This is a genomic window from Streptomyces sp. NPDC026515, assembly GCF_055567595.1.
Window position 1 is genome coordinate 690,501 of sequence record NZ_JBVHQD010000001.1, and the last position, 26,260, is coordinate 716,760.

At 71.8% G+C, this 26,260-nt stretch carries 25 protein-coding genes and 1 pseudogene; 16 read left to right on the plus strand and 10 right to left on the minus strand.

Going from position 1 to position 26,260, the window contains the following annotated elements; genetic code table 11:
• Positions 1–64: 64 nt before the first annotated feature.
• From ACZ4O3_RS02970 to ACZ4O3_RS02980, 3 genes and pseudogenes are all read right to left on the minus strand, one after another.
• Complete coding sequence (locus ACZ4O3_RS02970; protein ID WP_362732567.1) at positions 65–676, minus strand: histidine phosphatase family protein; 612 nt, start codon at positions 674–676, stop codon at positions 65–67.
• A gap of 3 nt (positions 677–679) precedes the next feature.
• Positions 680–1,206, minus strand: a pseudogene (locus tag ACZ4O3_RS02975) (hypothetical protein).
• A 49-nt stretch (positions 1,207–1,255) separates the two neighbouring features.
• Positions 1,256–2,464, minus strand: coding sequence for a pyridoxal phosphate-dependent aminotransferase (locus ACZ4O3_RS02980; protein WP_467720943.1), 1,209 nt, complete (start codon positions 2,462–2,464; stop codon positions 1,256–1,258).
• Between the two features lie 81 nt (positions 2,465–2,545).
• On the opposite strand from ACZ4O3_RS02980, the gene ACZ4O3_RS02985 reads away from it, so the two are divergent.
• Positions 2,546–3,172: a winged helix-turn-helix transcriptional regulator gene (locus tag ACZ4O3_RS02985; RefSeq protein WP_362725852.1), complete on the plus strand. Its 627-nt coding sequence runs from the start codon at positions 2,546–2,548 to the stop codon at positions 3,170–3,172.
• A gap of 52 nt (positions 3,173–3,224) precedes the next feature.
• Here the strand turns inward: ACZ4O3_RS02985 and ACZ4O3_RS02990 are convergent, their stop codons facing one another.
• The 3 genes from ACZ4O3_RS02990 to ACZ4O3_RS03000 form a co-directional block, all read right to left on the minus strand.
• Positions 3,225–4,025, minus strand: a complete 801-nt coding sequence (locus tag ACZ4O3_RS02990; protein ID WP_467720944.1) for a hypothetical protein — start codon at positions 4,023–4,025, stop codon at positions 3,225–3,227.
• On the minus strand, positions 4,025–5,299 hold the full coding sequence (locus ACZ4O3_RS02995) for a VWA domain-containing protein (RefSeq protein WP_362725858.1): 1,275 nt from the start codon (positions 5,297–5,299) through the stop codon (positions 4,025–4,027). Before ACZ4O3_RS02995 ends, ACZ4O3_RS02990 begins: the two co-directional genes overlap by 1 nt.
• A 107-nt stretch (positions 5,300–5,406) precedes the next feature.
• Positions 5,407–6,912 (minus strand): IucA/IucC family protein, encoded by a 1,506-nt coding sequence (locus tag ACZ4O3_RS03000; RefSeq protein ID WP_467720945.1) that lies wholly within the window; start codon positions 6,910–6,912, stop codon positions 5,407–5,409.
• Positions 6,913–7,005: 93 nt separating this feature from the next.
• Between ACZ4O3_RS03000 and ACZ4O3_RS03005 the strand changes: the two genes are divergently transcribed.
• The 3 genes from ACZ4O3_RS03005 (at position 7,006) to ACZ4O3_RS03015 (ending at position 9,798) form a co-directional block, all read left to right on the plus strand.
• Positions 7,006–8,529: an IucA/IucC family protein gene (locus ACZ4O3_RS03005; protein WP_467720946.1), complete on the plus strand. Its 1,524-nt coding sequence runs from the start codon at positions 7,006–7,008 to the stop codon at positions 8,527–8,529.
• Between the two features lie 91 nt (positions 8,530–8,620).
• Positions 8,621–9,526, plus strand: coding sequence for a HipA family kinase (locus ACZ4O3_RS03010; RefSeq protein WP_362730807.1), 906 nt, complete (start codon positions 8,621–8,623; stop codon positions 9,524–9,526).
• Positions 9,523–9,798 (plus strand): Rdx family protein, encoded by a 276-nt coding sequence (locus ACZ4O3_RS03015; RefSeq protein ID WP_362730811.1) that lies wholly within the window; start codon positions 9,523–9,525, stop codon positions 9,796–9,798. The genes ACZ4O3_RS03010 and ACZ4O3_RS03015 overlap by 4 nt, the downstream gene beginning before the upstream one ends.
• An 11-nt stretch (positions 9,799–9,809) precedes the next feature.
• Here the strand turns inward: ACZ4O3_RS03015 and aceB are convergent, their stop codons facing one another.
• Together aceB and ACZ4O3_RS03025 are read right to left on the minus strand one after the other, a co-directional pair.
• Positions 9,810–11,432, minus strand: coding sequence for a malate synthase A (gene aceB / locus ACZ4O3_RS03020; protein WP_467720947.1), 1,623 nt, complete (start codon positions 11,430–11,432; stop codon positions 9,810–9,812).
• A 184-nt stretch (positions 11,433–11,616) separates the two neighbouring features.
• On the minus strand, positions 11,617–12,216 hold the full coding sequence (locus ACZ4O3_RS03025) for a nucleotidyltransferase family protein (RefSeq protein WP_362724777.1): 600 nt from the start codon (positions 12,214–12,216) through the stop codon (positions 11,617–11,619).
• Between the two features lie 128 nt (positions 12,217–12,344).
• Between ACZ4O3_RS03025 and ACZ4O3_RS03030 the strand changes: the two genes are divergently transcribed.
• Positions 12,345–12,692, plus strand: coding sequence for a DUF5955 family protein (locus tag ACZ4O3_RS03030; RefSeq protein WP_467720948.1), 348 nt, complete (start codon positions 12,345–12,347; stop codon positions 12,690–12,692).
• 51 nt (positions 12,693–12,743) lie between these two features.
• Here ACZ4O3_RS03030 and ACZ4O3_RS03035 read toward each other — a convergent pair whose 3' ends face one another.
• Complete coding sequence (locus ACZ4O3_RS03035; RefSeq protein WP_362724780.1) at positions 12,744–13,535, minus strand: IclR family transcriptional regulator; 792 nt, start codon at positions 13,533–13,535, stop codon at positions 12,744–12,746.
• A 284-nt stretch (positions 13,536–13,819) separates the two neighbouring features.
• Between ACZ4O3_RS03035 and allB the strand changes: the two genes are divergently transcribed.
• The 7 genes from allB to ACZ4O3_RS03070 all read left to right on the plus strand — a co-directional run bounded on the left by allB (position 13,820) and on the right by ACZ4O3_RS03070 (position 21,309).
• Positions 13,820–15,160 (plus strand): allantoinase AllB, encoded by a 1,341-nt coding sequence (allB, locus tag ACZ4O3_RS03040; protein WP_467720949.1) that lies wholly within the window; start codon positions 13,820–13,822, stop codon positions 15,158–15,160.
• 52 nt (positions 15,161–15,212) lie between these two features.
• Positions 15,213–16,325 (plus strand): allantoicase, encoded by a 1,113-nt coding sequence (gene alc, locus ACZ4O3_RS03045; protein ID WP_362724786.1) that lies wholly within the window; start codon positions 15,213–15,215, stop codon positions 16,323–16,325.
• A gap of 89 nt (positions 16,326–16,414) precedes the next feature.
• Positions 16,415–17,224, plus strand: a complete 810-nt coding sequence (locus tag ACZ4O3_RS03050; protein WP_467720950.1) for an AIM24 family protein — start codon at positions 16,415–16,417, stop codon at positions 17,222–17,224.
• A 106-nt stretch (positions 17,225–17,330) separates the two neighbouring features.
• Positions 17,331–17,726 (plus strand): ribonuclease domain-containing protein, encoded by a 396-nt coding sequence (locus ACZ4O3_RS03055; protein ID WP_467720951.1) that lies wholly within the window; start codon positions 17,331–17,333, stop codon positions 17,724–17,726.
• A gap of 362 nt (positions 17,727–18,088) precedes the next feature.
• Positions 18,089–19,327 (plus strand): sensor histidine kinase, encoded by a 1,239-nt coding sequence (locus ACZ4O3_RS03060; protein WP_467721009.1) that lies wholly within the window; start codon positions 18,089–18,091, stop codon positions 19,325–19,327.
• A gap of 62 nt (positions 19,328–19,389) precedes the next feature.
• The gene (locus ACZ4O3_RS03065; protein WP_362719770.1) at positions 19,390–20,052 is read left to right on the plus strand and encodes a response regulator transcription factor; all 663 of its coding nucleotides are present in this window, start codon (positions 19,390–19,392) and stop codon (positions 20,050–20,052) included.
• A gap of 75 nt (positions 20,053–20,127) precedes the next feature.
• Entirely contained in the window at positions 20,128–21,309 is a 1,182-nt protein-coding gene (locus ACZ4O3_RS03070) for a cytochrome P450 family protein (RefSeq protein ID WP_362719774.1), read from the plus strand.
• A gap of 48 nt (positions 21,310–21,357) precedes the next feature.
• Here ACZ4O3_RS03070 and ACZ4O3_RS03075 read toward each other — a convergent pair whose 3' ends face one another.
• Positions 21,358–22,368 (minus strand): Gfo/Idh/MocA family protein, encoded by a 1,011-nt coding sequence (locus tag ACZ4O3_RS03075; RefSeq protein WP_362719777.1) that lies wholly within the window; start codon positions 22,366–22,368, stop codon positions 21,358–21,360.
• Positions 22,369–22,498: 130 nt separating this feature from the next.
• On the opposite strand from ACZ4O3_RS03075, the gene ACZ4O3_RS03080 reads away from it, so the two are divergent.
• The 4 genes from ACZ4O3_RS03080 (at position 22,499) to ACZ4O3_RS03095 (ending at position 26,240) form a co-directional block, all read left to right on the plus strand.
• Positions 22,499–23,236, plus strand: coding sequence for a GntR family transcriptional regulator (locus ACZ4O3_RS03080; protein ID WP_467721010.1), 738 nt, complete (start codon positions 22,499–22,501; stop codon positions 23,234–23,236).
• A 201-nt stretch (positions 23,237–23,437) separates the two neighbouring features.
• The gene (locus ACZ4O3_RS03085; protein WP_467720952.1) at positions 23,438–24,442 is read left to right on the plus strand and encodes a sugar ABC transporter substrate-binding protein; all 1,005 of its coding nucleotides are present in this window, start codon (positions 23,438–23,440) and stop codon (positions 24,440–24,442) included.
• Positions 24,439–25,479: an ABC transporter permease gene (locus tag ACZ4O3_RS03090; protein ID WP_362719782.1), complete on the plus strand. Its 1,041-nt coding sequence runs from the start codon at positions 24,439–24,441 to the stop codon at positions 25,477–25,479. Before ACZ4O3_RS03085 ends, ACZ4O3_RS03090 begins: the two co-directional genes overlap by 4 nt.
• A complete protein-coding gene (locus tag ACZ4O3_RS03095) occupies positions 25,476–26,240 on the plus strand; it encodes an ATP-binding cassette domain-containing protein (RefSeq protein ID WP_467720953.1) in 765 nt (254 codons plus the stop codon). The genes ACZ4O3_RS03090 and ACZ4O3_RS03095 overlap by 4 nt, the downstream gene beginning before the upstream one ends.
• Positions 26,241–26,260 lie beyond the last annotated feature (20 nt).

Genomic DNA, 26,260 nt, shown 5'->3' on the forward strand with positions numbered 1-26,260 from the left:
CCTCCACCGAAGGCTACGGCCCCCCGCTGACACCCGGCCCCGAGAAGATCCTCCGCGGGTCCCTTCAGTCTCTGCCGGGCCCGGTCGGGCGGATGTTCCAGCCCGCGATCACCGGGCGGTCGTGTTCCGTGCCGAGGCGGCACAGGGTGCCGGTGGCCAGCTGGAAGAAGGCGCCGTCGGACGGGGACAGGCCGAGGCGGCGGGCGGTCAGGACGCGCAGGAAGTGGCCGTGGGCGACCAGCAGCACGACCCCCTCGGTGTTGGCGAGGGCCGCTTCCACCTTGGACAGCATCCGGTCGGCCCGCTCGCCGACCTGTTCCGGGGTCTCCCCGGGGTGCTCCGGCGGACCGGGCGTGACCCCGTCGGTGAAGAGGAACCAGCCCGGCCGGGTGCGCTGGATCTCCACGGTGGTCACGCCCTCGTAGCCGCCGTAGTCCCATTCCCGCAGGTCGGCGTCGACCCGGGCGTCGGGCACGCCGATCAGCTCGGCGGTCTCCCGGGCCCGCTGGAGCGGGCTGACGAAGGCCGCGCCGATGCGATGCGAGCGGATCAACGGAACCAGCTGCCGCGCCTCCTCCCGCCCGTGCTCGGTCAGGGGCACGTCGGTCCACCCGGTATGCCGTCCGGACCGCGACCACTCGGTCTCACCGTGCCGGACGAGAAAGACATCAGCCATGGGTCAGAGGCTATGAGCCCAGCGTTCCAGTTCGGCGAACTCACGCGCCCGTAGGCCGTGGCGCGCGTCCACCGGAAGGAGTAACGCGGGGCCGTCGTGGTGCTCGGCGACACGGCGCGCGCACGTCCAGGTCGGTGACCATGTCGTCCACCCACACGAACGGCCGCCCCGCCGCCCCGGCCACGACCGTCCGTGTCTTCCCGTACAGCCCGTCCGGATCCCTGGCGAACAGCTCGGGCCACTCGATGACGGGGAGTTCGGGCAGCCCGACGGCCGGTCCGGTCATCCCGTTGGCCTCGTGCGTCCAGGTGGTGGCCCGGGCCAGTTCGTGCGGCAGCGCGAGAAACCGTGCTCCGGATGCAGCCGCACCCGCAGCCCGCGGCGCGGTCCGCGGAGCCGGGCTGCCGGCGGGCGGACCGGTTCGCCGGGTGCAGCCGGTGGGTCACGTACCCGCGATGCCGCAGCAGCCGTGCCCGGAACGGGTTGCGGGGTCCGTCGACGTCGAGGAGGAGCAGCGGGCGCTGGGTCATGGGAGGGACTACCCGCGTCGCCCCGGCCCGTGCGCGGCCGGGGCGAGCCCTACTGCCGGTACCCGCTCAGGAACCGCCCGATCCGGCCGATCGCCGTCTCCAGGTCGTCCGCGTGCGGGAGGGTGAGGATGCGGAAGTGGTCCGGGGCGGGCCAGTTGAAGCCGGTGCCCTGGACGACCTGGATCTTCTCCTGGAGGAGCAGGTCCAGGACGAACCGCTCGTCGTCGAGGATCCGGTGGACCTTGGGGTCGATGCGCGGGAAGGCGTACAGGGCGCCCTTGGGTTTCACGCAGCTCACGCCGGGGATCTCGTTGAGCTTCTCCCAGGCCACCGTGCGCTGTTCGTGCAGCCGGCCGCCGGGGGCGACGAGTTCGCGGATGGACTGGCGGCCGCCGAGGGCGGCCTGGATGGCGTACTGGGCGGGCGCGTTGGCGCACAGCCGCATGGAGGCCAGCATGGTGAGGCCCTCCAGATAGTCCTTCGCGTGCTGCTTGGGGCCGGTGACCACCAGCCAGCCGGAGCGGAAGCCGGCCACCCGGTAGGTCTTGGACAGGCCGCAGAAGGTGAGGACCACCAGGTCGGGGGCGAGCGCCGCGGCCGAGTGGTGGACGGCCTCGTCGTACAGGATCTGGTCGTAGATCTCGTCGGCGAAGACCATCAGGCCGTGCCGGCGGGCCAGGTCGAGGATGCCCTCGATGATCTCCTTGGGGTAGACGGCACCCGTGGGGTTGTTGGGGTTGATGATGACCACGGCCTTGGTGCGGTCCGTGATCTTCGACGCCATGTCGGCCAGGTCCGGGTACCAGTCCGCCTGCTCGTCGCAGAGGTAGTGCACCGCCTTGCCGCCGGCGAGGGTGGTCACCGCCGTCCAGAGGGGGAAGTCCGGGGCGGGGATGAGGATCTCGTCGCCGTCCTCGATCAGTGCCTGTACGGCCATGGAGACCAGCTCCGACACGCCGTTGCCGAGGAAGACGTCGTCGACGTCCACGTCCAGGCCGAGTGCCTGGTAGCGCTGGGCCACCGACCGGCGGGCGGAGAGGATGCCCCGCGAGTCCGTGTAGCCGTGTGCCTGCGGGAGCATCCGGATCATGTCCTGGAGGATCTCCTCCGGTGCCTCGAAGCCGAAGGCCGCCGGGTTGCCGGTGTTCAGGCGCAGCACGCTGTGTCCCGCCTCCTCCAGCGCGTTGGCGTGCTCGATCACCGGTCCGCGGATCTCGTAACAGACCTCGCTGAGCTTGTTGGACTGCCGGAACTCCATGCGCCCCTCCGGAAACTCGTGTTGCTTGGTTTTACCAAGTAGCAGCTTGGAAAGTCCAACATCTTGTCTAGACTGCGCCGCATGTCACCTCGCCGAAGCTACGACCAGTTCTGTTCCGCGGCGCGCGCTCTCGACCTCGTGGGCGACCGCTGGACCCTGCTGATCGTCCGGGAGCTGCTGGCCGGTCCCCGTCGCTACACGGACCTGCACGCGGATCTGCCGGGGGTCAGCACGGACGTCCTCGCCTCCCGGCTGAAGGACATGGAGCGGGACGGGCTCACGACCCGCCGGCGACTGCCCCCGCCGGCCGCGGCGTACGTCTACGAACTCACCCGGCGCGGAGGCGAGTTGCTCGCGGTGATCCAGGCGCTGGGGAGCTGGGGGGAGTCCGAGCTGGGCGAGCGCCGGCCCACCGACGCGGTCCGCGCCCACTGGTTCGCACTGCCGCTGCTGCGCGCCCTGGACGGCGAGGGCCTGGTCGAAGTCCGGGTCGGGGAAGGGGACTTCCATCTGTACGCCGGCGCGGAGGACGGCCCGGTGTACGGCGACGGTCCCGCCCCGCGCGAACCCGACGCGCGGCTCCTGCTCGACATGGAGACCTGCACGGCGCTGGCCCGGGGGGAGCTGGGCCTGGCGGACGCGGTCCGGTCCGGGCGGGTGACGGTGACCGGTGACGGCGCGCTGGCCAAGGGGCTGCGGGACGCCTGAAACGGCGACCGGGCCCGCCGCGAACGGGGGCCCGGTCACCGGTTGCGTCAGGTCAGGCGCCCGGCGGCACCCGGTGGGGCCGTCCCGCTCCCCGGGTCAGCGCGTATCCGCCGATGCCGGCCAGCGCGGCCAGCACCCCGCCGATCCCGGTCCACACCCAGCGGTCGGTCCACCAGCCGGAGGACCAGCCGTCGTCCGAACCGAAGCTGGAGAGCACCGCCGCCTTGTCGTCGTCGCTCTTCTCGGCGCTGACCGCGATCCCGGGCACCAGAGGCTTCGCCAGCGAACCGTCCACCGCGGCCGCACCGCCGATGTCCTTGGAGTCGACCTGGACCTCGGCGCTGACCGGCTGGCCGAGGTCGGCGTTGCCGAGGTCCACCGCGGTCAGCCGGACGTAGTACGTGCCGGGCAGCGGGTCGTTGGCCCATGGCTCCGACCAGGCCCGGACGGTACGCGTCACACAGGCCAACTGCACGGACGCGGCGCCCTGCGCGGCCGTGCGGGACTGCGCGCCGTACTGGCAGGCCTGACGGCGCCGCAGGCCGTCGTACACGTCGATCTGCCAGGTCTGCGCCCCGTGCGAGTCGGGCAGCTTCACCGTCGCCTTGACGTCGGGGCGCTGCCCGGCGTCGGCGGGGAAGGACCAGTACAGGTAGTCGCCCGTCGATCCGCTGGCGGTGGCCTGCTGTCCCTGGTCGATCTCGGTCGCCGTACGGAAGGACGTACCCGCCTGGGTGGGTGCGCCGCCGTCCTCGGAGGCGCTGGGGGAGGGCGAGGCGTCGTCGGCCGCCGCCGGGCCCGCGGCCAGGCCCACCGCCAGCAGGGCCGCGCTCAGCACACGTGTGATCGACATCAGTTGGTCCTCCAGACCGCTACCCGCCAGCGCGAAACCCAGCCCCACAGCAGACCCGCGAGGAAGCCGGTCAGCACCAGCGCCCCGAGGAGCCACCAGCCACGGCCGAGACCGAAGGAGGCGACGTCGGACGCCTTCGCGGGCCCGTCCACCACGTCCACCGTCAGCTCGACGGGCATGCCCGGGCTGGTCTTCACACCGGCCACGGCCGAGAAGGAGTTGGTCACCTGGAGACAGACGGTCTCCGGGGTGGTGTCCTCGTCGTCGTCGCTCTCGGCCTTCGGGTACCGCAGGCCGGTCGAGATGACGTCGGTACGGCCCGTGCCCGAAGCCTCGCCGCGTACTATCTCCCGTCCGTGCACGGTCACCGCACGCAGCAGCACCCCGTAGTCCGGGTTGACGGCCCGGTCGGCGGCGACGCTGACCGAAGCCCGCAGTTCCTGACCGGGGTTGACGTCGACCTTGTACCAGCGCTGCTGCCCGAACTCCTCGCGGTCGGTGTACAGCCCGGACTTCAGCGCGGGCGCCGAGGAGCACTGATCGGCGCCGTTCGTGGCCACCGGTGTCACCACCGGATCGGCGGCCCGGTGCACCAACTGCCCGACCCGGTCCGTCAGTTCCTCCTTGTGCTGTACGGAGGTGTAGGTGCCGCCGGTCGCGTCCGCGATGCAGCTCAGCTGGTCCCGGGTCTTGGCGTCCGGGACCAGGCCGAGCGTGTCGATGGTGAGCCCGACGCCCTTGGCGGCGATCTCACGGGCCACCTCGCACGGGTCCAGCGGCTGGCAGGTGTCCTCGCCGTCGCTGATCAGGACGATACGGCGGGTCCCGGAGCCGCCTTCGAGATCGTCTGCCGCCTTGAGCAGCGCGGGGCCGATCGGGGTCCACCCGGTCGGCGCGAGCGTCGCGACGGCGGTCTTGGCCTCGGTACGGTCCAGGGTGCTGACCGGATAGAGCTGCGCGGTGTCCTTGCAGCCGGTCTTCTTGTCGTTTCCGGCGTAGTTGGCGCCCAGCGTGCGGATGCCGAGCTGGACCCCCTCGGGTGTCGCGTCCAGCACCTCGTTGAACGCCTGCTTGGCCGCGGCCATCCGCGTCCCGCCGTCGATGTCCGCCTTCCGCATGGAACCGCTGACGTCCAGCACGAGCTCCACCTTGGGAGCGGTCTGGCCGGTGTCGTCCGTCTCGTCGGCGACCGCTCCGCCGGGGAACGCGATCCCGGCCGCCAGGGCGGCGAGCAGAGCGCAGACTCCCGCAGCCGTCCGTTGTGTTCTGATCATCGGCGGATCCTATTGATCAGAGGGGCCGGGCTCCAAAACGCGGTCCGCACGGCAAAAGGAGAGCGGCCGGCAAGCCAACGGAGCGTGGCGGACGGGAAGGTGAGCGCTCACCGCGCGGGCATCAGCGGATTCGGCAGTGCCGCCCATTGGTCCCCGGGCGTCTGGGACGTGAGCCGCATCAGTGTCAACGCCTTCGCGGGTAGCGGACCTTCGAGGAGGGCCGTCAGGTCGGGGGTGACGGGAAGGTCCCGTGCGGCCGTCTCCAGCGCCGTCGCCAGGGCCGGTCCGGACCCCGCCGTACCCGCCAGGGCGCCCGCGACCAGGGAGCCGAACAGCTTGCGCCGCAGCGTCGTCCCGTCGTCCGTGACCAGGCGTCCCGTCAGTCCGGGCGCGGTGATGCCGTGACGGGTCAGCCGGGCCGGGCTCAGACGGATGTCGGCCAGGTCGCGGTAGACCAGCCGCAGCGGCGCGCCGGTCCCGGACAGCACCACCAGGAGGTTCTGGCCGTGCGCCTCCAGCGCCACGCCCAGGTCCAGCAGCCGCAGCCCCACGCCCAGGGCGAGCCGGGTGAACTCGGCCAGCCAGGACGGCGAGCCGGGAAGGTCGGTGGTGGCCAGGGCGGCCACCGGCAGGACCCGCTCGCCCGGCGCCGCGTAGGCCTCGGGTGACTCGCGCAACACCGCCGCCAGGTCGGGGGAGTTCGCGGACGCCGCGCCCAGGGTGCGGGTGACGTGCAGGAGTCCGTCCGTGCGCGCGGCCAGGTCGGTGGCGAACGACGACAGGGTGACGGCCGCCTCGATCGAGTACGTCGAGATGTCCCGGACGGACGAGGTCAGCCGGGCGCTGAGCGCGGTCTTCACATGTGGTCCGCCGGGGACGGCGAGGGTACGCAGGGACATCAGGGGGTGCGCGGTCCGCCAGGGCTCGCCGGGGCCGTCCTTGAGGACATGAACGGCCTGCCATGGATGCACCGGAATCAACAGCCGTCCCCCGTCCCGGAGTTCGTCCGGCCAGTCACCGGTCAGCAGACAGTCCCCCGCGGCCACCGGGACCGTCTCCAGTCGTACCGCCGACCGGTGCTCCGGGCCGAACGCGAGCTGGTCCGCCGCCGAGAAACCGGGCCGCGAACGGCAGTTGGGGTGGAAGGGATGCCCGTCGACCACCCGCTGCTCCCACTCCCAGTCCCGCCCGGGCCACTTCTTCGCAGGAAACTCCCGGTCCGCCCGCGAGAGCGCCAACGACGCAGCACTGTGGTCGAGTTCGGCGGCGAACCCGGCCGAGTGCGGCCACCCCAGGTCGGTCATCAGCCGCGCCGCGTCGTCGTAACGCACCCCGTCCAGACGTACCGCGGTCACGTACGCGTCGGTGGCGTACGGGTCCGCGTGCGGGCCGTGCAGCGCGCGTCCGTCGGCCAGCCGCAGCGCCAGGCCGTGCGCCCCGCGCACCCGGCGTGCCACCCACGGCAGCGGCTCGTGCGCCAGCGCCCGCCACAGCCGGGTGAGCACCGCCGCCCGCGCACCGGGCAGCTCGGCCGTGAACCCCGGCACCAGATCCGGCCGCGCCTCGGCCAGCTCCGTGGCGAGCTGTGTCTCGATGGGGGAGGGACGGTGCACGGGGAGGCTCCTCGGGGACGGGTTCGACGGTCATGATGGCTGATGACGACAGACATACTGATCACGATCGGACTGTGTGGACGAAGCGAACGAATGGAACGCGTGGATCTCATGCTCTCCAGCGACGGCATCGGCGAGCGCGCCGACGCGTACGCTGCCGCGCCCCTGCTCAACTGCCTGCTGCGGGAGGTGGCCGAACCGCTCCCCGACAGCGGCGAAGGGAAACCGCGGGTCTACCGGCTGCCCGGCGGCGGCCGGCTGCTGCGGGTACGCGGCGCGCGCCGGCCCGCCGATCCCGAGGTGTACGCGGTCGGCCGCTGGCACCGCATCGGCCATGCCGAGCTGGTGAAACTCGTCGCCGAGGAGCTGCGCGCGCACACCGGGCTGTCCAACGGTGATCTGCCCGCCGAGATGATCGACAGCCGGGACGCGGTCGCCGCCCTGCTCACGGCACGCGCCCGGGCGGCGGCGCCCGACGATCCGTACCTGCGCTCCGAGCAGTCCCTCATCACCGGCCATCCCTACCACCCCGCCCCGAAGGCGCGCGGTGGCGGCCCGGTCACCGCCTGGCTGCCGTACGCGCCCGAGGCGCACGCCCGGTTCCCGCTGGTCCTGCTCGGGGTGCGCGAGGACCAGGTGGCCGAGGAGGGCGACCTGTCGGCGCTGGACGCGCTGGCCGCCGCACCGCCGGGCTACCGGCTGCTGCCGGCCCACCCCTGGCAGCTCGACCTTTCCGCCCGGAACCTGGCCCCGGCCTTCGCCGACGGACGTCTGGTACGGCTGCGGGCGACCGGTTTCCCGGTCTGGCCGACGGCCGCGATCCGCACCGTGTACGAGCCGGTGCGCGACCTCTTCCTGAAGTTCAGCCTGGACGTCCGGATCACCAACGACATCCGCCGGCTGTGGGCGCACGACCTGCGCAGGCTACGCCGTACGGACACGGCCGCGACCGCCGCCTTCGCCGCGATGGACGGGCCCGCGGCCTGGCTCGGCGACCGCGGCTACCGCACCGCCCGCTTCGCCTTCGAGGAACTCGCGGTCGTCGTCCGGGACGGGCTGCGCGGCTCACTGCTCCCGGGGGCGACCCCGCTGCTCGCGGCCGGCCTGGTGGAGGGCTTCGAGGGCAGCCCGCCGGCCGCGGCGACGGATCCGGGGGCCTGGTGGCAGGCGTACCTGCGCGCGGTCGTACCCCCGGCGCTCAGGGCCTTCGCCGACCACGGAGTCGTCCTCGAAGCGCATCTGCAGAACACCCTGGTCGCCGTCGACGCGGACGGCATGCCGGTGCAGGCGCTGTACCGGGACGCCGAGGGCGTCAAGCTGCTGGCCGACGTGGAGCGGGCCGCCGGGTGGGAACGGCTGGTGTACTGCCTGGTCGTCAACCATCTGGCCGAGGTCGCCGCCGCGCTCGCCGAACGCCGCCCCGGGTTCGACCCATGGCCCGCGGTCCGCCGGGAGCTGGCACGGCACCGGCTCCCCGAGGTGGCCGAACTGCTGGCCTCGCCGACGCTGCCCGGCAAGACGAACCTGCTGCTGCGCTGGACCGGGGCCGACGGCGCCGACGCACGCTACCTGCCGCTGCCGAACCCCCTGGCCGCACCGGGGCCACCGCGGCCGTGAGCACCACGGCCCCCGCCGGCGATCACCCTCGGTTACTATGGGCATTTCACGCCGGGGGCGGCGACACCGAAGGGACGGGTGACCTGAGGAGATGCTGAGAGAGGTCACCGCGACCCGCTACGTCGAACCCCTGCGGTCCGGTGGGTCGGTGCCCGGGATCGTCGAGGCGGACGACCTGGGGACGTACGTCGTGAAGTTCACCGGCTCCGCGCAGGGCCGCAAGGCGCTGGTCGCCGAGGTGATCGTGGGGGAGCTGGCGCGGGCGCTGGGACTGCGGTTCCCCGAGCTGGTCCTGGTGCACTTCGACCCGGCGATCGCCGAGGACGAACCGCACCAGGAGGTGCGCGAGCTGCACGCGGCCAGCGCCGGGGTGAACCTCGGGATGGACTTCCTGCCGGGTGCGCAGGACTTCACCCCCGAGATCGCCGAGATCTTCCCGGTGGACCCGCTGGAGGCCGGCCGGATCGTCTGGCTGGACGCGCTCACCGTCAACGTCGACCGTACGGTGCACAGCTCCAACCTCATGGTCTGGCCGACGTTCGGCACCGCGCCCCCGCGCCTGTGGCTCATCGACCACGGCGCCGCCCTCGTCTTCCACCACCGCTGGGACGCCTCGGCCCCCGAGAAGGCCTACGACTTCCGGCACCACGCCCTCGGCCGGTTCGGCCCCGACACCCGGGCCGCGGACGCGGAACTCGCGCCCAGCGTGACGGAGAAGCTGCTCAGGGACACCCTCGCCGAGGTCCCGGACGCCTGGCTCACCGACTTCGGCACGCCCGACGAGATGCGCGAGGCCTACGTCGGCTACCTGTTGGCCCGGGTCCGGGCCTCCGCACAGTGGCTCCCCACCGATTTCCCGGGCCGCGACCAGCTCGCGGCCGAGGAGGCCGCCCGCGCGGCCAGGGCCCAGCAGGGCCGCCCGGCCTGGCTGAAGCAGGTTCCCGACCTGCACGGCAAGCCCGCGGCCCGACAGGATTGGTCGGTACACCTCGGATGAGTGACATCTGGCGCGTCGAGATCGAGTACTGCACCCAGTGCCGCTGGCTGCCCCGCGCGGCCTGGCTGGCGCAGGAACTGCTGACCACCTTCGAGACCGAGCTGACCGAGCTGGCCCTGAAGCCCGGCAAGGGCGGCGTCTTCGTGGTGCGCGTGAACGACGAGACGGTCTGGGACCGAAGGGACCAGGGCTTCCCCGAGCCGACGGCCGTGAAGCAGGCCGTACGCGACCGAGTGGCCCCGGGGAAGTCCCTGGGCCACTCGGACAGATGAGCCGCTGAAGGTCAGCCGCGCAGCTGCTGGTACGCGGGCAGCGTGAGGAAGTCCGCGTAGTCGTCGTCGAGGGCGACGGTGAGCAGCAGGTCGTGAGCCTGCCGCCAGTGGCCGGCCGTGAAGGCCTCCTCGCCGATCTCCTCGCGGATGCCGTCGAGTTCCTCGGCGGCGATCTTGCGGGCCAGCTCGGGAGTGGCCTTCTCGCCGTTCTCGAACTCGACACCCGCGTTGATCCACTGCCAGATCTGCGAGCGGGAGATCTCCGCGGTGGCCGCGTCCTCCATGAGGTTGAAGATGGCCACCGCGCCCAGGCCGCGCAGCCAGGCCTCGATGTAACGGATGCCCACCTGGACGGCGTTGACCAGACCGGGATAGGTCGGCCTGGCGTCCAGGGAGTCGACCGCGATCAGGTCGGCGGCCTCGACACGGACGTCCTCGCGAAGCCGGTCCTTCTGGTTCGGCCGGTCGCCGAGGACCCGGTCGAAGGACTCCATGGCGATCGGGACCAGGTCGGGGTGGGCGACCCAGGAGCCGTCGAAACCGTCGTTCGCCTCGCGGTCCTTGTCGGCGCGGACCTTCTCGAAGGCCACCTTGTTGACCTCGGGGTCCCGCCGGGAGGGGATGAAGGCCGCCATGCCGCCGATCGCGTGCGCACCGCGCTTGTGGCAGGTGCGGACGAGGAGCTCGGTGTACGCCCGCATGAACGGGGCGGTCATCGTGAGGGCGTTGCGGTCCGGCAGGACGAACCTGGGCCCGCCGTCACGGAAGTTCTTGACGATGGAGAACAGGTAGTCCCAGCGGCCTGCGTTCAACCCCGAGGCGTGGTCGCGGAGTTCGTAGAGGATCTCCTCCATCTCGTACGCGGCCGTGATCGTCTCGATCAGCACGGTGGCGCGGACGGAGCCCTGCGGGATGCCGACGTGGTCCTGCGCGAAGACGAACACGTCGTTCCACAGCCGGGCTTCGAGGTGCGACTCGGTCTTCGGCAGGTAGAAATAGGGCCCCTTGCCGAGGTCGAGCAGCCGCCGCGCGTTGTGGAAGAAGTAGAGCCCGAAGTCGACGAAGGCGCCGGGCACCTGCTCGCCGTCGACCTCGATGTGCCGTTCGTTCAGATGCCAGCCGCGCGGCCGCATCACGACCGTCGCCAGTTCCTCGGCCGGGCGCAGGGCGTACGACTTGGTGGAGCCGGGGTCGGTGAAGTCGATGTTCCGGGTGTAGGCGTCGATCAGGTTCAGCTGGCCGAGGACGACGTTCTCCCAGGTCGGCGCGGAGGCGTCCTCGAAGTCCGCGAGCCAGACCTTCGCGCCCGAGTTGAGGGCGTTGATGGTCATCTTGCGGTCGGTGGGGCCGGTGATCTCCACCCGCCGGTCGTCGAGCGCGGCGGGGGAGGGGGCCACCCGCCAGGAGTCGTCCGCCCGGATCGCGGCGGTCTCCGGGAGGAAGTCGAGCGTGCAGGTGCGGGCGATCTCGGCGCGGCGCTCGGCCCGGCGGGCGAGGAGTTCGGCGCGGCGCGGCGAGAACCGCCGGTGCAACTCGGCTACGAAGGCGAGCGCCGCGTCGGTGAGGACCTCCTCCTGCCGGGGCAGGGGCTCGGCGTCGACGATGGCCAGCGGAGACGGCGCTGGTGCGGACATGAGCTGTCACTTCCTTCAGCGGTGGCACCGGGTGCCAGTCGTTCCGGGTAGAGCGAAGCGCACCAGCTCAGGGACCGGGCGCTACTGGACAGTGGATAGTAGTTTCCTCATTGTGGAAGTTCAATGGTTTGTTGATATCGAGATTCTCCGGGTCGAGCAAAGGTGGCGCTCAGTGCCATCCCGTTCACTCAAGGTGGCCCAGATCCGCTTCGGTGTCGATGTCGAACGGCTCGGCCACATCCCGGCACTCGACCAGCGTGATGGCGGCCTCATGGGCCCTGAGATAGGCGCGGGCGCCCCGGTCCCCGGTCGCGCTCGCGGCGATTCCCGGCCAGTGCCGGGCGCCGAGCAGCACGGGATGGCCGCGTACGCCGTCGTAGGCGGCCGCCACCAGTGAGTCCTCGTCCCGGTGTCCGGCGAGCACCCGGGCCACCGCCTCGCCCCCGATCCCCGGCTGGTCCACCAGCGACACCAGCGCGGCCCGCACCCCCGTCCCGCCGAGCGATGCCAGGCCCACCCGTAGCGAGGACCCCATCCCCTCGGCCCAGTCCGGGTTCTCCACGACCACGCAGCCGTCCAGCCGGGCCCGCTCCCGCACCGCGTCCGCGCGGGCCCCCAGTACTACGTGCACCGGCCCGCAGCCGCCCGCCCGCAGCACCTCGACCGCGTACTCCACCAGAGGGCGTCCGCGATGCGTGAGCAATGCCTTGGGGCGCCCGCCCAGCCGCCTGCCCCCGCCGGCGGCGAGCAGCAGTCCGGCGATCGGGCCGTGCTTGTCCGTCATGCGTCCTGCATACCCGACGCCGGGGCGGGGCGGCCGCTCCCGCAAGGCTGAATTTCGGTCCGCGCTGTAGCGCGTCGCGCCGGAGAGGGCGTTTACTGACCCGCGTCCCCAGGCGTCCGACCACCGTCATGGGGCGACGGGCGAGAGGGGGGGGGAGAGCTGTGTTGCGGAGCTTGGGACAGAGACCAGTGACCGGCAGTGACGAGGATCCGAGGGTTGCGGAACTACGGACGGCGGTCTCCCGACTGCGCCGCGAACTGGCCGCGCATCCGGCCGAGTTCATGGACCGGGCGATAGCCGAGGACGAGCTGGCCTCACTGGCGGCGATGGCGACGGGCGGCATGCCGGAGATCCCGCGCCTGCGCCGCTCCCTGTTACTGATCGCGGGAGCCATCGGTTCGGTGAGCGCACTGTCCCGGGGGCTGTCGGACGTCCGCCAGGCGGTCGACCTGTTCGGGGAGACGCCGAGGAACTGACGGCGAGGGGCGCCCTCCCGGGCGAGGGGCGCCCTCCCGCCCGCCCCTTTCCTAGACCCCCGAACTCGCCAACGCCTGTGACAGCTCGAGGGCCACCTGCTGGAGCACCGGCACGATCTTCTCCGTCGCCGCCTCCGTGACCCGCCCCGCGGGCCCGGAGATCGAGATGGCGGCCGCCGTGGGCGAGTCCGGCACGGACACCGCCAGGCAGCGCACGCCGACCTCCTGCTCGTTGTCGTCCACCGCGTACCCCAGCTGCCGTACCTCCGCCAGGGCGTTCAGGAACCCCTCCGGAGTGGTGATCGTCTTCTCCGTGGCCGCCGGCATCCCGGTCCGCCCCAGCAGTGCCCGCACCTCGGTGTCCGCGACGCTCGCCAGCAGCGCCTTGCCCACTCCCGTGGAGTGCGGCAGCACCCGTCGTCCCACCTCGGTGAACATCCTCATCGAGTGCTTCGACGGCACCTGTGCCACGTAGACGATCTCGTCCCCGTCGAGCAGCGCCATGTTCGCCGTCTCGCCGGTCTCCTCGACCAGTCGCGCCAGGTACGGCCGTGCCCAGGTGCCCAGCAGCCGGGACGCCGACTCGCCGAGCCGGATCAGCCGGGGCCCGAGCGCGTACCGGCGGTTGGCCTGCTGGCGTACGTAGCCGCAGGCGACCAGGGTGCGCATCAGCCGGTGGATCGTCGGCAGCGGCAGCCCGCTGCTCGCGGACAGCTCGCTCAGGCCGACCTCGCCGCCCGCGTCCGCCATCCGCTCCAGCAGATCGAAGGCGCGCTCGAGGGACTGGACCCCGCCGCTGCTGGACTTGGCGGAGTCGGTGGTGCTGGCGCTGGACGTCGGCACGGCGCGTTCCTTTCGGGGCTGCCTCTCGGGCCGGGCGGAAGAGCAGAAGCCTACCCGGCAGCCGGTTGACGCCCTGCTTGTGCGTAGCTACGTTCTGCTTGACGGAATTCTAATTCCACTTCGTGGAAACGTCCAGAGTGTGCGCCTGCGCGGCCCCGAGAAGCAGTGTGCCCTTGACGGCGCGGAAGCGGGAGTGAAGACTTCTTCAACAGAACGTTGAATTCCGTTACGTGGGTGTAAATCCCGTCTCCGGAAGGAAAACGGCGGCAGAGAGAGGGGTCCGGGTGTCCGACGCTGAACTGGTGCTGCGCTCGACGCGTGTCATCACCCCCGAGGGGACACGGGCCGCCGCGGTCGCCGTGTCCGCCGGGACGATCACGGCCGTACTGCCCTACGACGCACCCGTCCCGGCAGGCGCCCGCCTGGAGGACTTCGGCGACGACGTGCTGCTGCCGGGCCTGGTCGACACCCACGTGCACGTGAACGACCCGGGCCGCACCGAGTGGGAGGGCTTCTGGACCGCGACCCGCGCGGCGGCGGCCGGCGGCATCACCACCCTCGTCGACATGCCGCTCAACTCCCTCCCGCCGACCACGACCGTCGCCGCCCTCCGCGTCAAACGGGAGGTCGCGGCCGACAAGGCGCACGTGGACGTCGGTTTCTGGGGCGGGGCGCTGCCCGGCAACGTCAAGGATCTGCGCCCGCTGCACGAGGCCGGGGTCTTCGGTTTCAAGGCGTTCCTGTCGCCGTCCGGCGTGGACGAGTTCCCGCACCTCGACCAGGAGCAGCTCGCCCGGTCCCTGGCGGAGATCACCTCCTTCGGCGGCCTGCTGATCGTGCACGCCGAGGACCCGCACCACCTGGCCGCCGCCCCGCAGCACGGCGGCCCCCGGTACGCCGACTTCCTGGCCTCGCGGCCGCGCGACGCGGAGGACACCGCCATCGCGCAGCTGATCGCCCAGGCGAAACGCCTCCACGCGCGCGTGCACGTGCTGCACCTGTCCTCGTCGGACGCGCTGCCCCTGATCGCCGAGGCCAAGCGGGACGGCGTACGGATCACCGTCGAGACCTGCCCGCACTACCTCACCCTGACCGCGGAGGAAGTCCCGGACGGCGCCAGTGAGTTCAAGTGCTGCCCGCCCATCCGGGAGTCGGCCAACCAGGACCTGCTCTGGCAGGCACTGGCCGACGGCACCATCGACTGCGTGGTCACCGACCACTCGCCCTCGACCGCCGATCTGAAGACCGCCGACTTCGCGACCGCGTGGGGCGGCATCTCCGGACTCCAGCTCAGCCTGCCCGCCGTGTGGACCGAGGCCCGCAGGCGCGGCCACGGCCTGGAGGACGTGGTCGGCTGGATGGCGGCCCGCACGGCCGCGCTCGTCGGCCTCGACGACCGCAAGGGCGCCATCGCCCCCGGCCGTGACGCCGACTTCGCCGTCCTCGCGCCCGAGGAGACCTTCACCGTGGACCCGGCGGGGCTCCAGCACCGCAACCGGGTCACCGCGTACGCCGGCAGGACCCTGTACGGCGTCGTGCGGTCCACCTGGCTGCGCGGTGAACGCATCGTCGCGGACGGCACGTTCACCGCGCCGAAGGGACGCCTGCTGACCCCCGCCCCCTGACCGGCACCGTTCCCGCACCCGCAGCGGCCGACACCCGAGAGGACGACCTTCTGTGACGGCGATCCCGACCTTCACCGGCGACGCGCACCCCTACTCCGGCGGCGACCCGTACGCCGACTACCGCACCGCCGACTTCCCCTTCACCCGGTACGCCGACCTCGCCGACCGGCAGCTCGGCGCCGGGGTCATCGCCGCCAACGACGAGTTCTTCGCCCAGCGGGAGAACCTGCTGCTGGCGGGGCGGGCCGAGTTCGACCCCGAGCACTTCGGACACAAGGGCAAGATCATGGACGGCTGGGAGACGCGCCGCCGCCGCGGAACCTCCGCCGGGCACCCCTGGCCGACGGCCGAGGACCACGACTGGGCGCTGGTCCGGCTCGGCGCCCCCGGCGTCGTCCGCGGGATCGTCGTCGACACGGCGCACTTCCGCGGCAACTACCCGCAGGCGGTGTCGGTCGAGGGCACGTCGGCGCCCGGCTCGCCCTCCCCCGGGGACCTCCTGGGCGACGACGTGAAATGGACGACGCTGGTGCCGCGCACACCCGTGGGCGGCCACGCGGCGAACGGCTTCGCCGTCTCCGTCGAGCAGCGCTTCACCCACCTCCGCGTCAACCAGCACCCCGACGGGGGCATCGCCCGGCTGCGCGTGTACGGCGAGGTCGTTCCGGACCCCGAGTGGCTCGCCGTGCTCGGCACCTTCGACGCGCTCGCCCTGGAGAACGGCGGTCGGGTCGAGGACGCCTCGAACCTCTTCTACTCACCGGCCACCAACACCATCCAGCCGGGGCGCTCCCGCAAGATGGACGACGGCTGGGAGACGCGCCGGCGCCGCGACCAGGGCAACGACTGGATCCGCTACCGGCTGGCGGCCCAGTGCCAGGTCCGGGCGGTCGAGATCGACACGGCGTATCTGAAGGGCAACAGCGCGGGCTGGGCGTCGGTGTCGGTGCGGGACGGCGAGGACGGCGACTGGCGGGAGATCCTCCCGCGCACCCGCCTTCAGCCGGACACGAACCACCGCTTCGTCCTGGCCGCCCCGGCCGTGGGCACGCACGCGCGCGTGGACATCTTCCCGGACGGCGGGATCTCCCGCCTGCGGCTGTTCGGCACGCCCACCGAAGCAGGAGCGGCCTCCCTGGCCACACGCCACCGCGAACTGACCTGACCCCTCCCCGCCTGCTCCCGCCCGCCTCCCCGGGCACCGACGGGGGCGGGCGCAGGGAACCGCCGTACCGTCGGCTACGTTCTTCTGCCGTGACCCTTCAGCAAGAAATCGTCGGCAACGCCATGCAGATGGCGGTCGTCAACCTGCACCCCGGCCAGACCGTCTACTGCGAAGCCGGAAAGTTCCTGTTCAAGACCACGAACGTGACCATGGAGACCCGGCTCGGCGGCCCGAACGGCGGCGGGCAGCCACAGGGCGGTGGCGGCGGCATGGGCGGCATGCTGCGCCAGGCCATGGGCACCGCCATGCAGGTCGGCCAGCGCATGCTCGCCGGCGAGTCGCTGGCCTTCCAGTACTTCAGCGCACAGGGCGGGGAAGGCACCGTCGGCTTCGCGGGCGTACTGCCCGGCGAGATGCGCGCCCTGGAGCTCAACGGCACGCGCGCGTGGTTCGCCGAGAAGGACGCCTTCGTCGCGGCCGAGTCCACCGTCGAGTTCGGCATCGCCTTCCAGGGCGGGCGCACCGGCATGAGCGGCGGAGAGGGCTTCATCCTGGAGAAGTTCACCGGTCACGGCACCGTGATCATCGCGGGCGCCGGCAACTTCATCGACCTCAACCCCGCCGACTTCGGCGGCCGTATCGAGGTCGACACGGGTTGCGTCGTCGCCTTCGAGGAGGGCATCCAGTACGGCGTCCAGCGCGTCGGCGGCCTCAACCGTCAGGGCCTCATGAACGCGGTCTTCGGCGGCGAGGGCCTCTCCCTGGCCACCCTGGAGGGTAACGGCCGGGTGATCCTGCAGTCCCTCACCATCGAGAGCCTCGCCAACGCGCTGAAGAAGGCCCAGGGCGGCGACAAGCAGGGCCCGACGGGCGGACTGTTCTCGACGCACTCGGGGTGATGGCCGCGGTCCGCAGGTTAACTCCCTGAAAATTCACGGGACTTGTCGGGGAATTCTGCAGACTTGTCATTGACATGCCAGCGTCTACGCGCGTCATCATGGAGCCATGAGATTCCCCCCACGAATCATCCGTGCCGGCGCCGCCGGTGTCGCCCTGTCCGCCCTCCTCGTCGGCGGCACCGTCACCGCCACCACGGCGGACGCCGCGGCCGCCTCGGTCGGCAGCATCTGCTACAGCGACCTGCCGTCGCAGGCGTACGACACCCTCGACCTGATCGCGTCGGGCGGTCCGTTCCCGTACTCGCAGGACGGTGTCGTCTTCCGCAACCAGGAGGGTGTCCTGCCCAGCCGGGCCAGCGGCTACTACCACGAGTACACCGTGAAGACGCCGGGCTCCTCCACGCGCGGAGCACGTCGCATCGTGACCGGTGAGAAGACCCGGGAGGACTACTACACGGCGGACCACTACGTGACGTTCGACCTGGTCAACTTCGGCTGCTGAGCCCTGGCCGAGGTGACCGGCCGGAGGCCGGGAGCGGCGCCGCCGGCCGAGGGCCCGGTCCGTGCTCAGGCTGCGGGAGACCCACATGCCAGTGGGTGAACTCGTGCGGCGGGCTCGGCACACCCCGTACCAGAGCGACGAATCCCAGCAGTTCCGGCAGCCGTTCCACAGCACGACTCTCGCCCCGCGGCCTCCCCCCATGCCATCGGCCGCGGGGCGAGCCGTGCCCCGACGGAAGTCCGCCCCGCACGCGCGCGGGGCGCACCGAAAGTCCGCACCGGCCCGACTTTGGTCGACGATTCCGTGCGGGCGGGGGTGGCACGGACCGGTCCTGCGTAGATTTGCCGACCGTGAGCGGTGACATGTCGGTACGGACGTTCGAGGGGCGACGGTGGCTCTTCCCGTCCGCCGTGATCCATGAACTCGATCCCGGCCCGGGCGCGGCCGGCCGGCGCCCCCGGCGCACCGCGCGCGACTGGCTGGTCGACTTCAGCTGCTTCGTGCTCGCCGTCCTGCTGGGCGTGACCGCCGCGAAGACGGTGTGGCAGGACCCGCACGTCTCGCACGGCCTCGCGGTCACCGACCAGCTGGTCGGTGGTCTGGCCTGCGCCGCGGTCTGGCTGCGCCGCCGCCGGCCGATGGGGCTGGCGATCGCGATGATCCCGGTCAGCCTCGTCTCCGACACCGCGGGCGGCGCCGCCATGGTCGCCCTGTTCACGGTCGTCGTGCACCGCCCGTTCCGCTACGGCGCCTGGATCGTCGGCGCCAACCTCGCGGCCACCCCGTTCTTCTACTGGCTGCGCCCCGACCCGGACCTGCCCTACCTGGCCGTCGTCGCCCTGGTCACGCTCTTCGTCCTGCTGGTCACCAGCCTCGCCCTGTTCGTCCGCTCCAAGCGGCAGCTGATGCTCAGCCTGCGCGACCGCGCCCGGCGAGCCGAGACCGAGGCCGGGCTGCGCGCCGAGCGGGCCCAGCGGCTGGCCCGGGAGGCCATCGCGCGCGAGATGCACGACGTCCTCGCCCACCGGCTGACCCTGCTCAGCGTGCACGCCGGGGCCCTTGAGTTCCGTCCCGACGCGCCCCGGGAGGAGATCGCCCGGGCCGCCGGGGTGATCCGGGAGAGCGCCCACGAGGCCCTCCAGGACCTGCGTGAGATCATCGGCGTCCTGCGCGCCGCCGACGGCGACGAGGCGGGCGGCCGTCCGCAGCCCACACTGGGCGCGCTCGAGGCGCTGGTCGGCGAGTCCCGCCAGGCCGGCATGAAGGTCGTCCTGGACAACCACGTCGGCGACCCGTCGGCCGTCCCCGCCTCCGTCGGCCGCACCGCCTACCGCATCGCGCAGGAGGGCCTCACCAACGCCCGCAAGCACGCCCCCGGCGCCGAGGTCACCGTGCGCGTCACCGGAGCCCCCGGCGACGGCCTGGACGTCACCGTGCACAACCCCGCCCCGGAGGCCGAGGCCCCGCACGTCCCCGGCTCGGGCCAGGGCCTGATCGGCCTGACCGAACGTGCGACGCTGGCCGGGGGCCGGCTGGAACACCGGGCCACCGGCGACGGAGGCTTCGAGGTACGCGCCTGGCTGCCCTGGGGCGCCGCCTGACCGACCGAGGCCGCCGCCGGAACGGCCACGTGCCGTCGTACCCGCGTGATTACGTAGGAGCCATGACCGCGATCAGACTGCTGCTCGTCGACGACGACCCGCTGGTGCGGGCGGGGCTGTCCCTGATGATGGGCGGGGCCGGGGACATCGAGATCGTCGGGGAGGGCGCCGACGGCGACGAGGTCGAGGCGCTCGTCGACCGCACCCGCCCGGACGTCGTCCTGATGGACATCCGCATGCCGACCGTGGACGGGCTCACCGCCACCGAGCGGCTGCGCGCGCGTGCGGACGCCCCGCAGGTCGTCGTCCTGACCACCTTCCACGCCGACGAACAGGTGTTGCACGCCCTGCGTGCGGGAGCGGCCGGGTTCGTCCTCAAGGACACCCCGCCCGCCGAGATCGTCGACGCGGTGCGCCGGGTCGCGGCAGGTGACCCCGTCCTGTCGCCCGCGGTCACCCGCCAGCTGATGCGGCACGCGGCGGGCACCCGGGCCGACACCCGGCAGGCACGCGCGCGTGGCCGGCTCGCCGCCCTCAACGACCGCGAGCGTGAGGTCGCCGTCGCGGTGGGCCGGGGGCTCGCCAACGCCGAGATCGCGACCGGCCTGTTCATGAGCGTCGCCACCGTCAAGACCCATGTCTCCCGCATCCTGGCCAAACTCGGCCTGAACAACCGCGTCCAGATCGCGCTGCTGGCCTACGACGCGGGACTGCTGGAGGAGTAGGGGCACCAGCCGGGCGCGCCGAGCGTTCTCCGGGTACGGGACGGCCTCGGGGACCTCCTGAAGGGGGAGCAGGGCATGCAGGTGACCGACCTCGGCGAGTACGGCGACGGTCTGCGCACGGACCCGCACACGGTGTACGCCCGGCTCCGCGAGCGCGGCCCGGTGCACCGGGTGCGCTGGCCGCTGTCCGACGCGTACCACGAGACCTGGCTGGTCGTGGGGTACGAGGAGGCGCGCGCGGCGCTGGCCGACCCCAGACTGGCCAAGGACACCGAGAGGATCGGCTTCAGGTTCCTCGACGAGGAGTGGATCGGCAAGCACCTGCTGGCCGCCGACCCGCCGCAGCACACCCGGCTGCGCGGGATCGTCACGCGCGCGTTCACTGCCCGCCGGGTGGCCGGACTGGAGCCGCGGATCCAGGAGATCACCGACCGGCTGCTGGACGAGATGCTGCCGCGGGGCCGCGCGGACCTCATGGACGCCCTCGCCTACCCGCTGCCGATCACGGTGATCAGCGAACTGCTCGGCGTCCCCGAGCTGGACCGCGCGCGGTTCCGGAAACTCTCCAACGAGGTGGTCGGTTCGGCCCGTCCGAGCGGCGAGTACGACGCCTTCGCCGAACTCGCCGGCTACCTGAAGGAGCTGATCGAGGACAAGCGGTGCGCGGGTCAGAGCGGCGACCTGCTCGGTGACCTGATCCGCACCACCACCGAGGACGGCGACCGGCTCTCCGTGGAGGAGCTGCGCGGCATGGCCTACGTGCTGCTGATCGCCGGCCACGAGACCACCGTCAACCTGATCGGCAACGGCGTCCTCGCGCTTCTCACCCACCCCGGCCAGCTCGGCGCCCTGCGCGCCGACATGAGCCTGCTGGACGGCGCGGTCGAGGAGATCCTGCGCTGGCAGGGCCCGGTGGAGAACGCGACGTACCGGTACGCCGCCGAGCCACTGGAGATCGCCGGTACCGCCATCGGCCGGGGCGAAGCGGTGATGATCGGGCTCACCGCCGCCGACCGCGACGGCGCCCGCTATCCCGAACCCGACCGCTTCGACATCCGGCGCGACACCCGTGGCCACCTCGCCTTCGGCCACGGCATCCACTTCTGTCTGGGCGCGCCCCTGGCCCGCCTGGAGAGCCGTACGGCCCTGCGCTCCCTCCTGGAGCGCGCCCCGGACCTGGCCCTGGACGGTCCGCACGGCGAGTGGCTGCCGGGCACGCTGATGAGAGGGGTACGGAACCTTCCGGTGCGCTGGTAGCCGGGGCGCGGTGGGGGCCGGTGCGCGGCCGGCCGGCGGCGGCCGGGCTCAGCCCAGCCGGTCCGGGATCTCCGCGAGTGCCACCGGTCTCCGCTCGTGCCGGGAGACCTCGCAGGCTTCCGCGATCCGCAGGGCCTGGAGCGCCTCGCGCCCGTCGCAGGGGTTGGCGAGTCCGCCGCGGACCACGTCGACGAAGGCGCACAGCTCGGCCTCGTAGGCGGGTCCGAACCGCTCCAGGAACCCGGGCCACGGCTTGTCCGCGGGCGGCGGCCCGGTCGGCTCCGTGGAGGCCACCGGCGTACGGTCGTCCAGCCCGACCACCACGGTGTCCCGCTCCCCGGACAGCTCCATCCGCACGTCGTAGCCGGCGCCGTTCAGCCGGGTCGCGGTGGCGGTGGCCAGCATGCCGTCGTCCAGGGTGAGCAGGGCCGCGCCGGTGTCCACGTCACCGGCCTCGCGGAACATGGCCGGCCCGGCGTCCGAACCGGTCGCGTACACGTCGACGACCTCGCGGCCGGTCACCCAGCGCAGTACGTCGAAATCGTGGATCAGGGTGTCCCGGAACAGGCCGCCGGAGAGCGGCAGCCACTCCGGCGGGGGCGGCGACTGGTCGGAGGTGAGCGCCCGCACGGTGTGCAGCCGTCCGAGCCGGCCCGAGCGCACGGCCTCCCGGGCGCCCGCGTACCCCTTGTCGAAGCGCCGCTGGAAACCCATCTGCAGCACCGTCCCGGCCTTCTCCACCTCGGCCAGGGCGTGCAGTGTCCCGGGCAGGTCGAGGGCGACCGGCTTCTCGCAGAAGACCGGGAGCCCCGAGCGCGCGGCCCGGCCGATCAGGTCGGCGTGCGCCGACGTCGCGGTGGTGATCACCACCGCGTCCACGCCCCATTTGAAGATCTCGTCCGCCCCGGGTGCCGCGGTCTCCCCGAGGCGGTGCGCCAGATCCTGGGCCCGCGCCGGATCGACGTCCGAGAGGATCAGCGATCCGACCTCGCGATGACGGCTGAGCGTGTTCGCGTGAATGGTTCCGATGCGGCCCGTCCCGATGACCCCGATGCGCATGGGAACAAGGTGCGGGTGCACCCGGCGCGCTGTCAATCCGTATGTCCGGACAATCGAACTACACAACTTCCCGTCAACCCGTCACGGGGATACGCTCGGGCCCGTGCCGAAACCAGATGGGGACCCGACTGTGCCGCTCGACCTGAGTGTGGACCGGAGCTCGCCGGTGCCGTTGTACTTCCAGCTCGCGCAGCAGCTGGAGGCGGCCATCGAGCACGGCTCGCTCACCCCCGGCAGCCTGCTGGGCAACGAGATCGAGCTCGCGGCACGGCTCGGTCTGTCCCGTCCGACGGTGCGTCAGGCGATCCAGTCCCTTGTCGACAAGGGACTCCTCGTCCGTCGCCGGGGTGTCGGCACCCAGGTCGTGCACAGCCAGGTCAAACGGCCACTGGAGCTCAGCAGCCTCTACGACGACCTGGAGTCGGCCGGCCAGCGCCCCGCGACGAAGGTGCTGGTCAACACGGTCGTCCCGGCGTCCGCCGAGATCGCCGCCGCGCTCGCGGTCGCCGAGGGCACCGAGGTGCAGCGCATCGAGCGGCTGCGGCTGGCGCACGGCGAGCCGATGGCGTACCTGACCAACTACCTGCCGTCCGGCCTGCTCGACCTGGACACGGGGCAGTTGGAGGCGACCGGCCTCTATCGCCTGATGCGGTCCGCCGGGATCACCCTGCACAGCGCCCGCCAGTCCATCGGCGCCCGCGGCGCCACGGCCGCCGAGGCGGAGCGGCTCACCGAGCCCGAGGGTGCCCCGCTGCTCACCATGCGGCGCACCACGTACGACGACACCGGCCGCGCCGTCGAGTTCGGCGACCACATCTACCGGCCGACCCGCTACTCCTTCGAGTTCCAGCTGCTCGTACGGTCCTGAGCGCGCCCCGCGTTTCCGACGATCCGTTAGTCGCAATGTCCGGACAAGGTGAGCGCAGAGTGCCGCCCGCCGCCGCCCGGGGTGTCCCCATGTTCGATACTGAGGCTTTTGGGGCAGGCGAGGTCACCACCAGTGGTCACTCACGGTGAGCTTCGTACGCCCCTCTCGCACGTATGAGCACGGCAAGAAGGGCACGGCCTCGTGGCACGGTTTCGGACCTGGGTGGGCATCGCGGTGGCGGGGGCGCTCGGCGTCACCCTCGCCGGGTGCAGCAGTACCGGCGGCAAGCGGGCGGAGGACGCCCGGAACGCCGCGGCGGCCCAGGGCAGGGCGGCGGTGAACACGCCCCGCTGGACCTTCGCGATGATCACGCACTCGGGAGACGGCGACACCTTCTGGGACATCGTGCAGAGCGGTGCCGAGCAGGCCGCCCGCAAGGACAACATCGACTTCCTCTACTCGCACGACGACGAGGCCCAGCAGCAGGCGCAGCTCGTGGACGCGGCGGTCGACAAGAAGGTCGACGGGATCATCGTCACCCTCGCCAAGCCCGACGCGCTCAAGGCGGCCGTGGCCCGGGCCGAGAAGGCCGGCATCCCGGTGATCACCGTGAACTCCGGTTCCGAGGAGTCCAAGGCCTTCGGTGCCCTCGCGCACATCGGCCAGGACGAGACCATCGCGGGCCAGGCGGTCGGCGACGAGCTGAACGAGCGCGGCAGGAAGAAGGCCCTGTGCGTCCTGCACGAGCAGGGCAACGTCGGCCACGAGCAGCGCTGCGCGGGTGTGGCGAAGAACTTCGGCGGCGAGGTCGAGAACCTCTACGTCAACGGCACGAACATGCCCGACGTGCAGTCCTCGATCGAGGCGAAGCTGCAGGCCGACAGGTCGATCGACGCGGTCGTCACGCTCGGGGCGCCCTACGCCGACACCGCCGTGAAGGCGAAGACGGACGCGGGCAGCACGGCCGAGGTCGACACCTTCGACCTCAACGCCAAGGTCGCCGCCGGACTGAAGGACGGCACCCTCGGCTTCGCGGTGGACCAGCAGCCGTACCTCCAGGGCTACCAGGCGGTCGACCTGCTGTGGCTCTACAAGTACAACGGCGACGTCCTCGGCGGCGGGCGGCCGGTGCTCACCGGCCCGCAGATCATCACCAAGGGCCAGGCGGCCGCGCTGGCGAAGTACACCGCGCGGGGCACCCGATGAGCGCCGCCGTGGAGCACACCCTTGATGAAAGGATTCTGCAGAGTTCTCCGCTGCGCAGACTCCTCTCCCGTCCGGAGCTGGGCTCGGTCGTCGGCGCAGTCGCCGTCTTCGTCTTCTTCGCCGTGGCCGCGGACGGTTTCCTGCGCGCGTCGAGCATCAGCACGGTCCTCTACGCCTCCTCGACGATCGGGATCATGGCGGTGCCGGTCGCGCTGCTGATGATCGGCGGCGAGTTCGACCTCTCCGCGGGCGTCCTGGTGACGTCCTCCGCGCTGACCTCCTCGATGTTCAGCTACCAGCTGACGACGAACACCTGGGTCGGCGTGGGCGTCTCGCTCCTCGTGACCCTCGCCGTCGGCGCCTTCAACGGCTTCGTGCTCACCCGAACCAAGCTGCCCAGCTTCATCGTCACCCTGGGCACCTTCCTCATGCTCACCGGGGTGAACCTCGGTCTCACCAAGCTGATCGACGGCACGGTCTCCACCAAGACGATCGCCGACATGGAGGGCTTCCCCTCCGCCCGCGCGGTCTTCGCCTCCACGCTCACCGTCGGCGGCGTCGACTTCAAGATCACGATCCTGTGGTGGCTCGTCCTGGTCGCGGTCGCCTCCTGGATCCTGCTGCGCACCCGCGCCGGCAACTGGATCTTCGCGGTGGGCGGCAACCAGGACGCGGCCCGGGCGGTCGGCGTCCCGGTCGCCAGGACCAAGATCGGCCTCTACATGGGCGTGGCGCTCGGCGCCTGGATCTCCGGCCAGCACCTGCTCTTCTCGTACGACGCCGTCCAGTCCGGCGAGGGCGTCGGCAACGAGCTGATCTACATCATCGCGGCCGTCATCGGCGGCTGTCTGATCACCGGCGGCTACGGCAGCGCCGTCGGCTCGGCGGTCGGGGCGCTGATCTTCGGTATGACCGGCAAGGGCATCGTCTTCGCCGAGTGGAACCCCGACTGGTTCAAGTTCTTCCTCGGAGCGATGCTGCTCCTCGCGACCCTGCTCAACACCTGGGTCCGCAAGCGCGCGGAGGCCACCGCATGACCCTCGTCCAGCTGACCGACGTCAGCAAGAACTACGGAACCGTCCGCGCCCTGGAGGGGGTCTTCCTGGAGGTCCGCGCGGGCGAGATCACCTGCGTCCTCGGCGACAACGGAGCCGGCAAGTCCACCCTGATCAAGATCATCGCGGGCCTGCACCGGCACGACGGCGGCAGCCTGCGCATCGAGGGCGAGGAGACGGCGCTCACGTCGCCGCGCGAGGCGCTGGACCGGGGCATCGCCACGGTGTACCAGGACCTCGCCGTCGTGCCCCTGATGCCGGTGTGGCGCAACTTCTTCCTCGGCTCGGAGCCCCGCAAGGGCGCGTTCAAGCGCCTGGACGTCGACTTCATGCGCCGCACCACCCGTGCCGAACTGCTCCGCATGGGCATCGACCTGAGGGACGTCGACCAGCCCATCGGCACCCTGTCGGGCGGCGAACGCCAGTGCGTGGCGATCGCCAGGGCCGTGTACTTCGGTGCGAAGGTGCTGATCCTGGACGAACCGACGGCGGCACTGGGAGTGAAGCAGTCAGGTGTGGTCCTGAAATACGTGGCGGCGGCACGCGACCAGGGTCTGGGTGTTGTGCTGATCACCCACAACCCGCACCACGCCTACCTGGTGGGAGACAGGTTCGTGCTGTTGCGGCGGGGCACGATGGTGGGGAACCACACACGTGACCAGATCACGCTCGAGGAACTGACCGGCCAGATGGCAGGCGGAAGCGACCTGGACGCGCTCCGCCATGAACTGCGGCGCCCCTGAAAGACGCGCGGGGCTCTGCT

Bases quoted from the DNA above. Each gene is read 5' to 3' on its own strand.
- ACZ4O3_RS03075 (WP_362719777.1), bottom strand. From the start codon at position 22,368: ATGCGCATCGGGGTCATCGGGACGGGCCGCATCGGAACCATTCACGCG.
- ACZ4O3_RS03010 (WP_362730807.1), top strand. From the start codon at position 8,621: ATGCTGAGAGAGGTCACCGCGACCCGCTACGTCGAACCCCTGCGGTCC.
- ACZ4O3_RS02995 (WP_362725858.1), bottom strand. From the start codon at position 5,299: ATGATCAGAACACAACGGACGGCTGCGGGAGTCTGCGCTCTGCTCGCC.
- ACZ4O3_RS02985 (WP_362725852.1), top strand. From the start codon at position 2,546: ATGTCACCTCGCCGAAGCTACGACCAGTTCTGTTCCGCGGCGCGCGCT.
- ACZ4O3_RS03095 (WP_467720953.1), top strand. From the start codon at position 25,476: ATGACCCTCGTCCAGCTGACCGACGTCAGCAAGAACTACGGAACCGTC.
- ACZ4O3_RS03065 (WP_362719770.1), top strand. From the start codon at position 19,390: ATGACCGCGATCAGACTGCTGCTCGTCGACGACGACCCGCTGGTGCGG.
- ACZ4O3_RS02990 (WP_467720944.1), bottom strand. From the start codon at position 4,025: ATGTCGATCACACGTGTGCTGAGCGCGGCCCTGCTGGCGGTGGGCCTG.
- ACZ4O3_RS03070 (WP_362719774.1), top strand. From the start codon at position 20,128: ATGCAGGTGACCGACCTCGGCGAGTACGGCGACGGTCTGCGCACGGAC.
- ACZ4O3_RS03030 (WP_467720948.1), top strand. From the start codon at position 12,345: ATGGGGCGACGGGCGAGAGGGGGGGGGAGAGCTGTGTTGCGGAGCTTG.
- ACZ4O3_RS03015 (WP_362730811.1), top strand. From the start codon at position 9,523: ATGAGTGACATCTGGCGCGTCGAGATCGAGTACTGCACCCAGTGCCGC.
- aceB (WP_467720947.1), bottom strand. From the start codon at position 11,432: ATGTCCGCACCAGCGCCGTCTCCGCTGGCCATCGTCGACGCCGAGCCC.
- ACZ4O3_RS03055 (WP_467720951.1), top strand. From the start codon at position 17,331: ATGAGATTCCCCCCACGAATCATCCGTGCCGGCGCCGCCGGTGTCGCC.
- ACZ4O3_RS02980 (WP_467720943.1), bottom strand. From the start codon at position 2,464: ATGGAGTTCCGGCAGTCCAACAAGCTCAGCGAGGTCTGTTACGAGATC.
- ACZ4O3_RS02970 (WP_362732567.1), bottom strand. From the start codon at position 676: ATGGCTGATGTCTTTCTCGTCCGGCACGGTGAGACCGAGTGGTCGCGG.
- ACZ4O3_RS03025 (WP_362724777.1), bottom strand. From the start codon at position 12,216: ATGACGGACAAGCACGGCCCGATCGCCGGACTGCTGCTCGCCGCCGGC.
- ACZ4O3_RS03090 (WP_362719782.1), top strand. From the start codon at position 24,439: ATGAGCGCCGCCGTGGAGCACACCCTTGATGAAAGGATTCTGCAGAGT.
- ACZ4O3_RS03005 (WP_467720946.1), top strand. From the start codon at position 7,006: ATGGAACGCGTGGATCTCATGCTCTCCAGCGACGGCATCGGCGAGCGC.
- ACZ4O3_RS03060 (WP_467721009.1), top strand. From the start codon at position 18,089: ATGTCGGTACGGACGTTCGAGGGGCGACGGTGGCTCTTCCCGTCCGCC.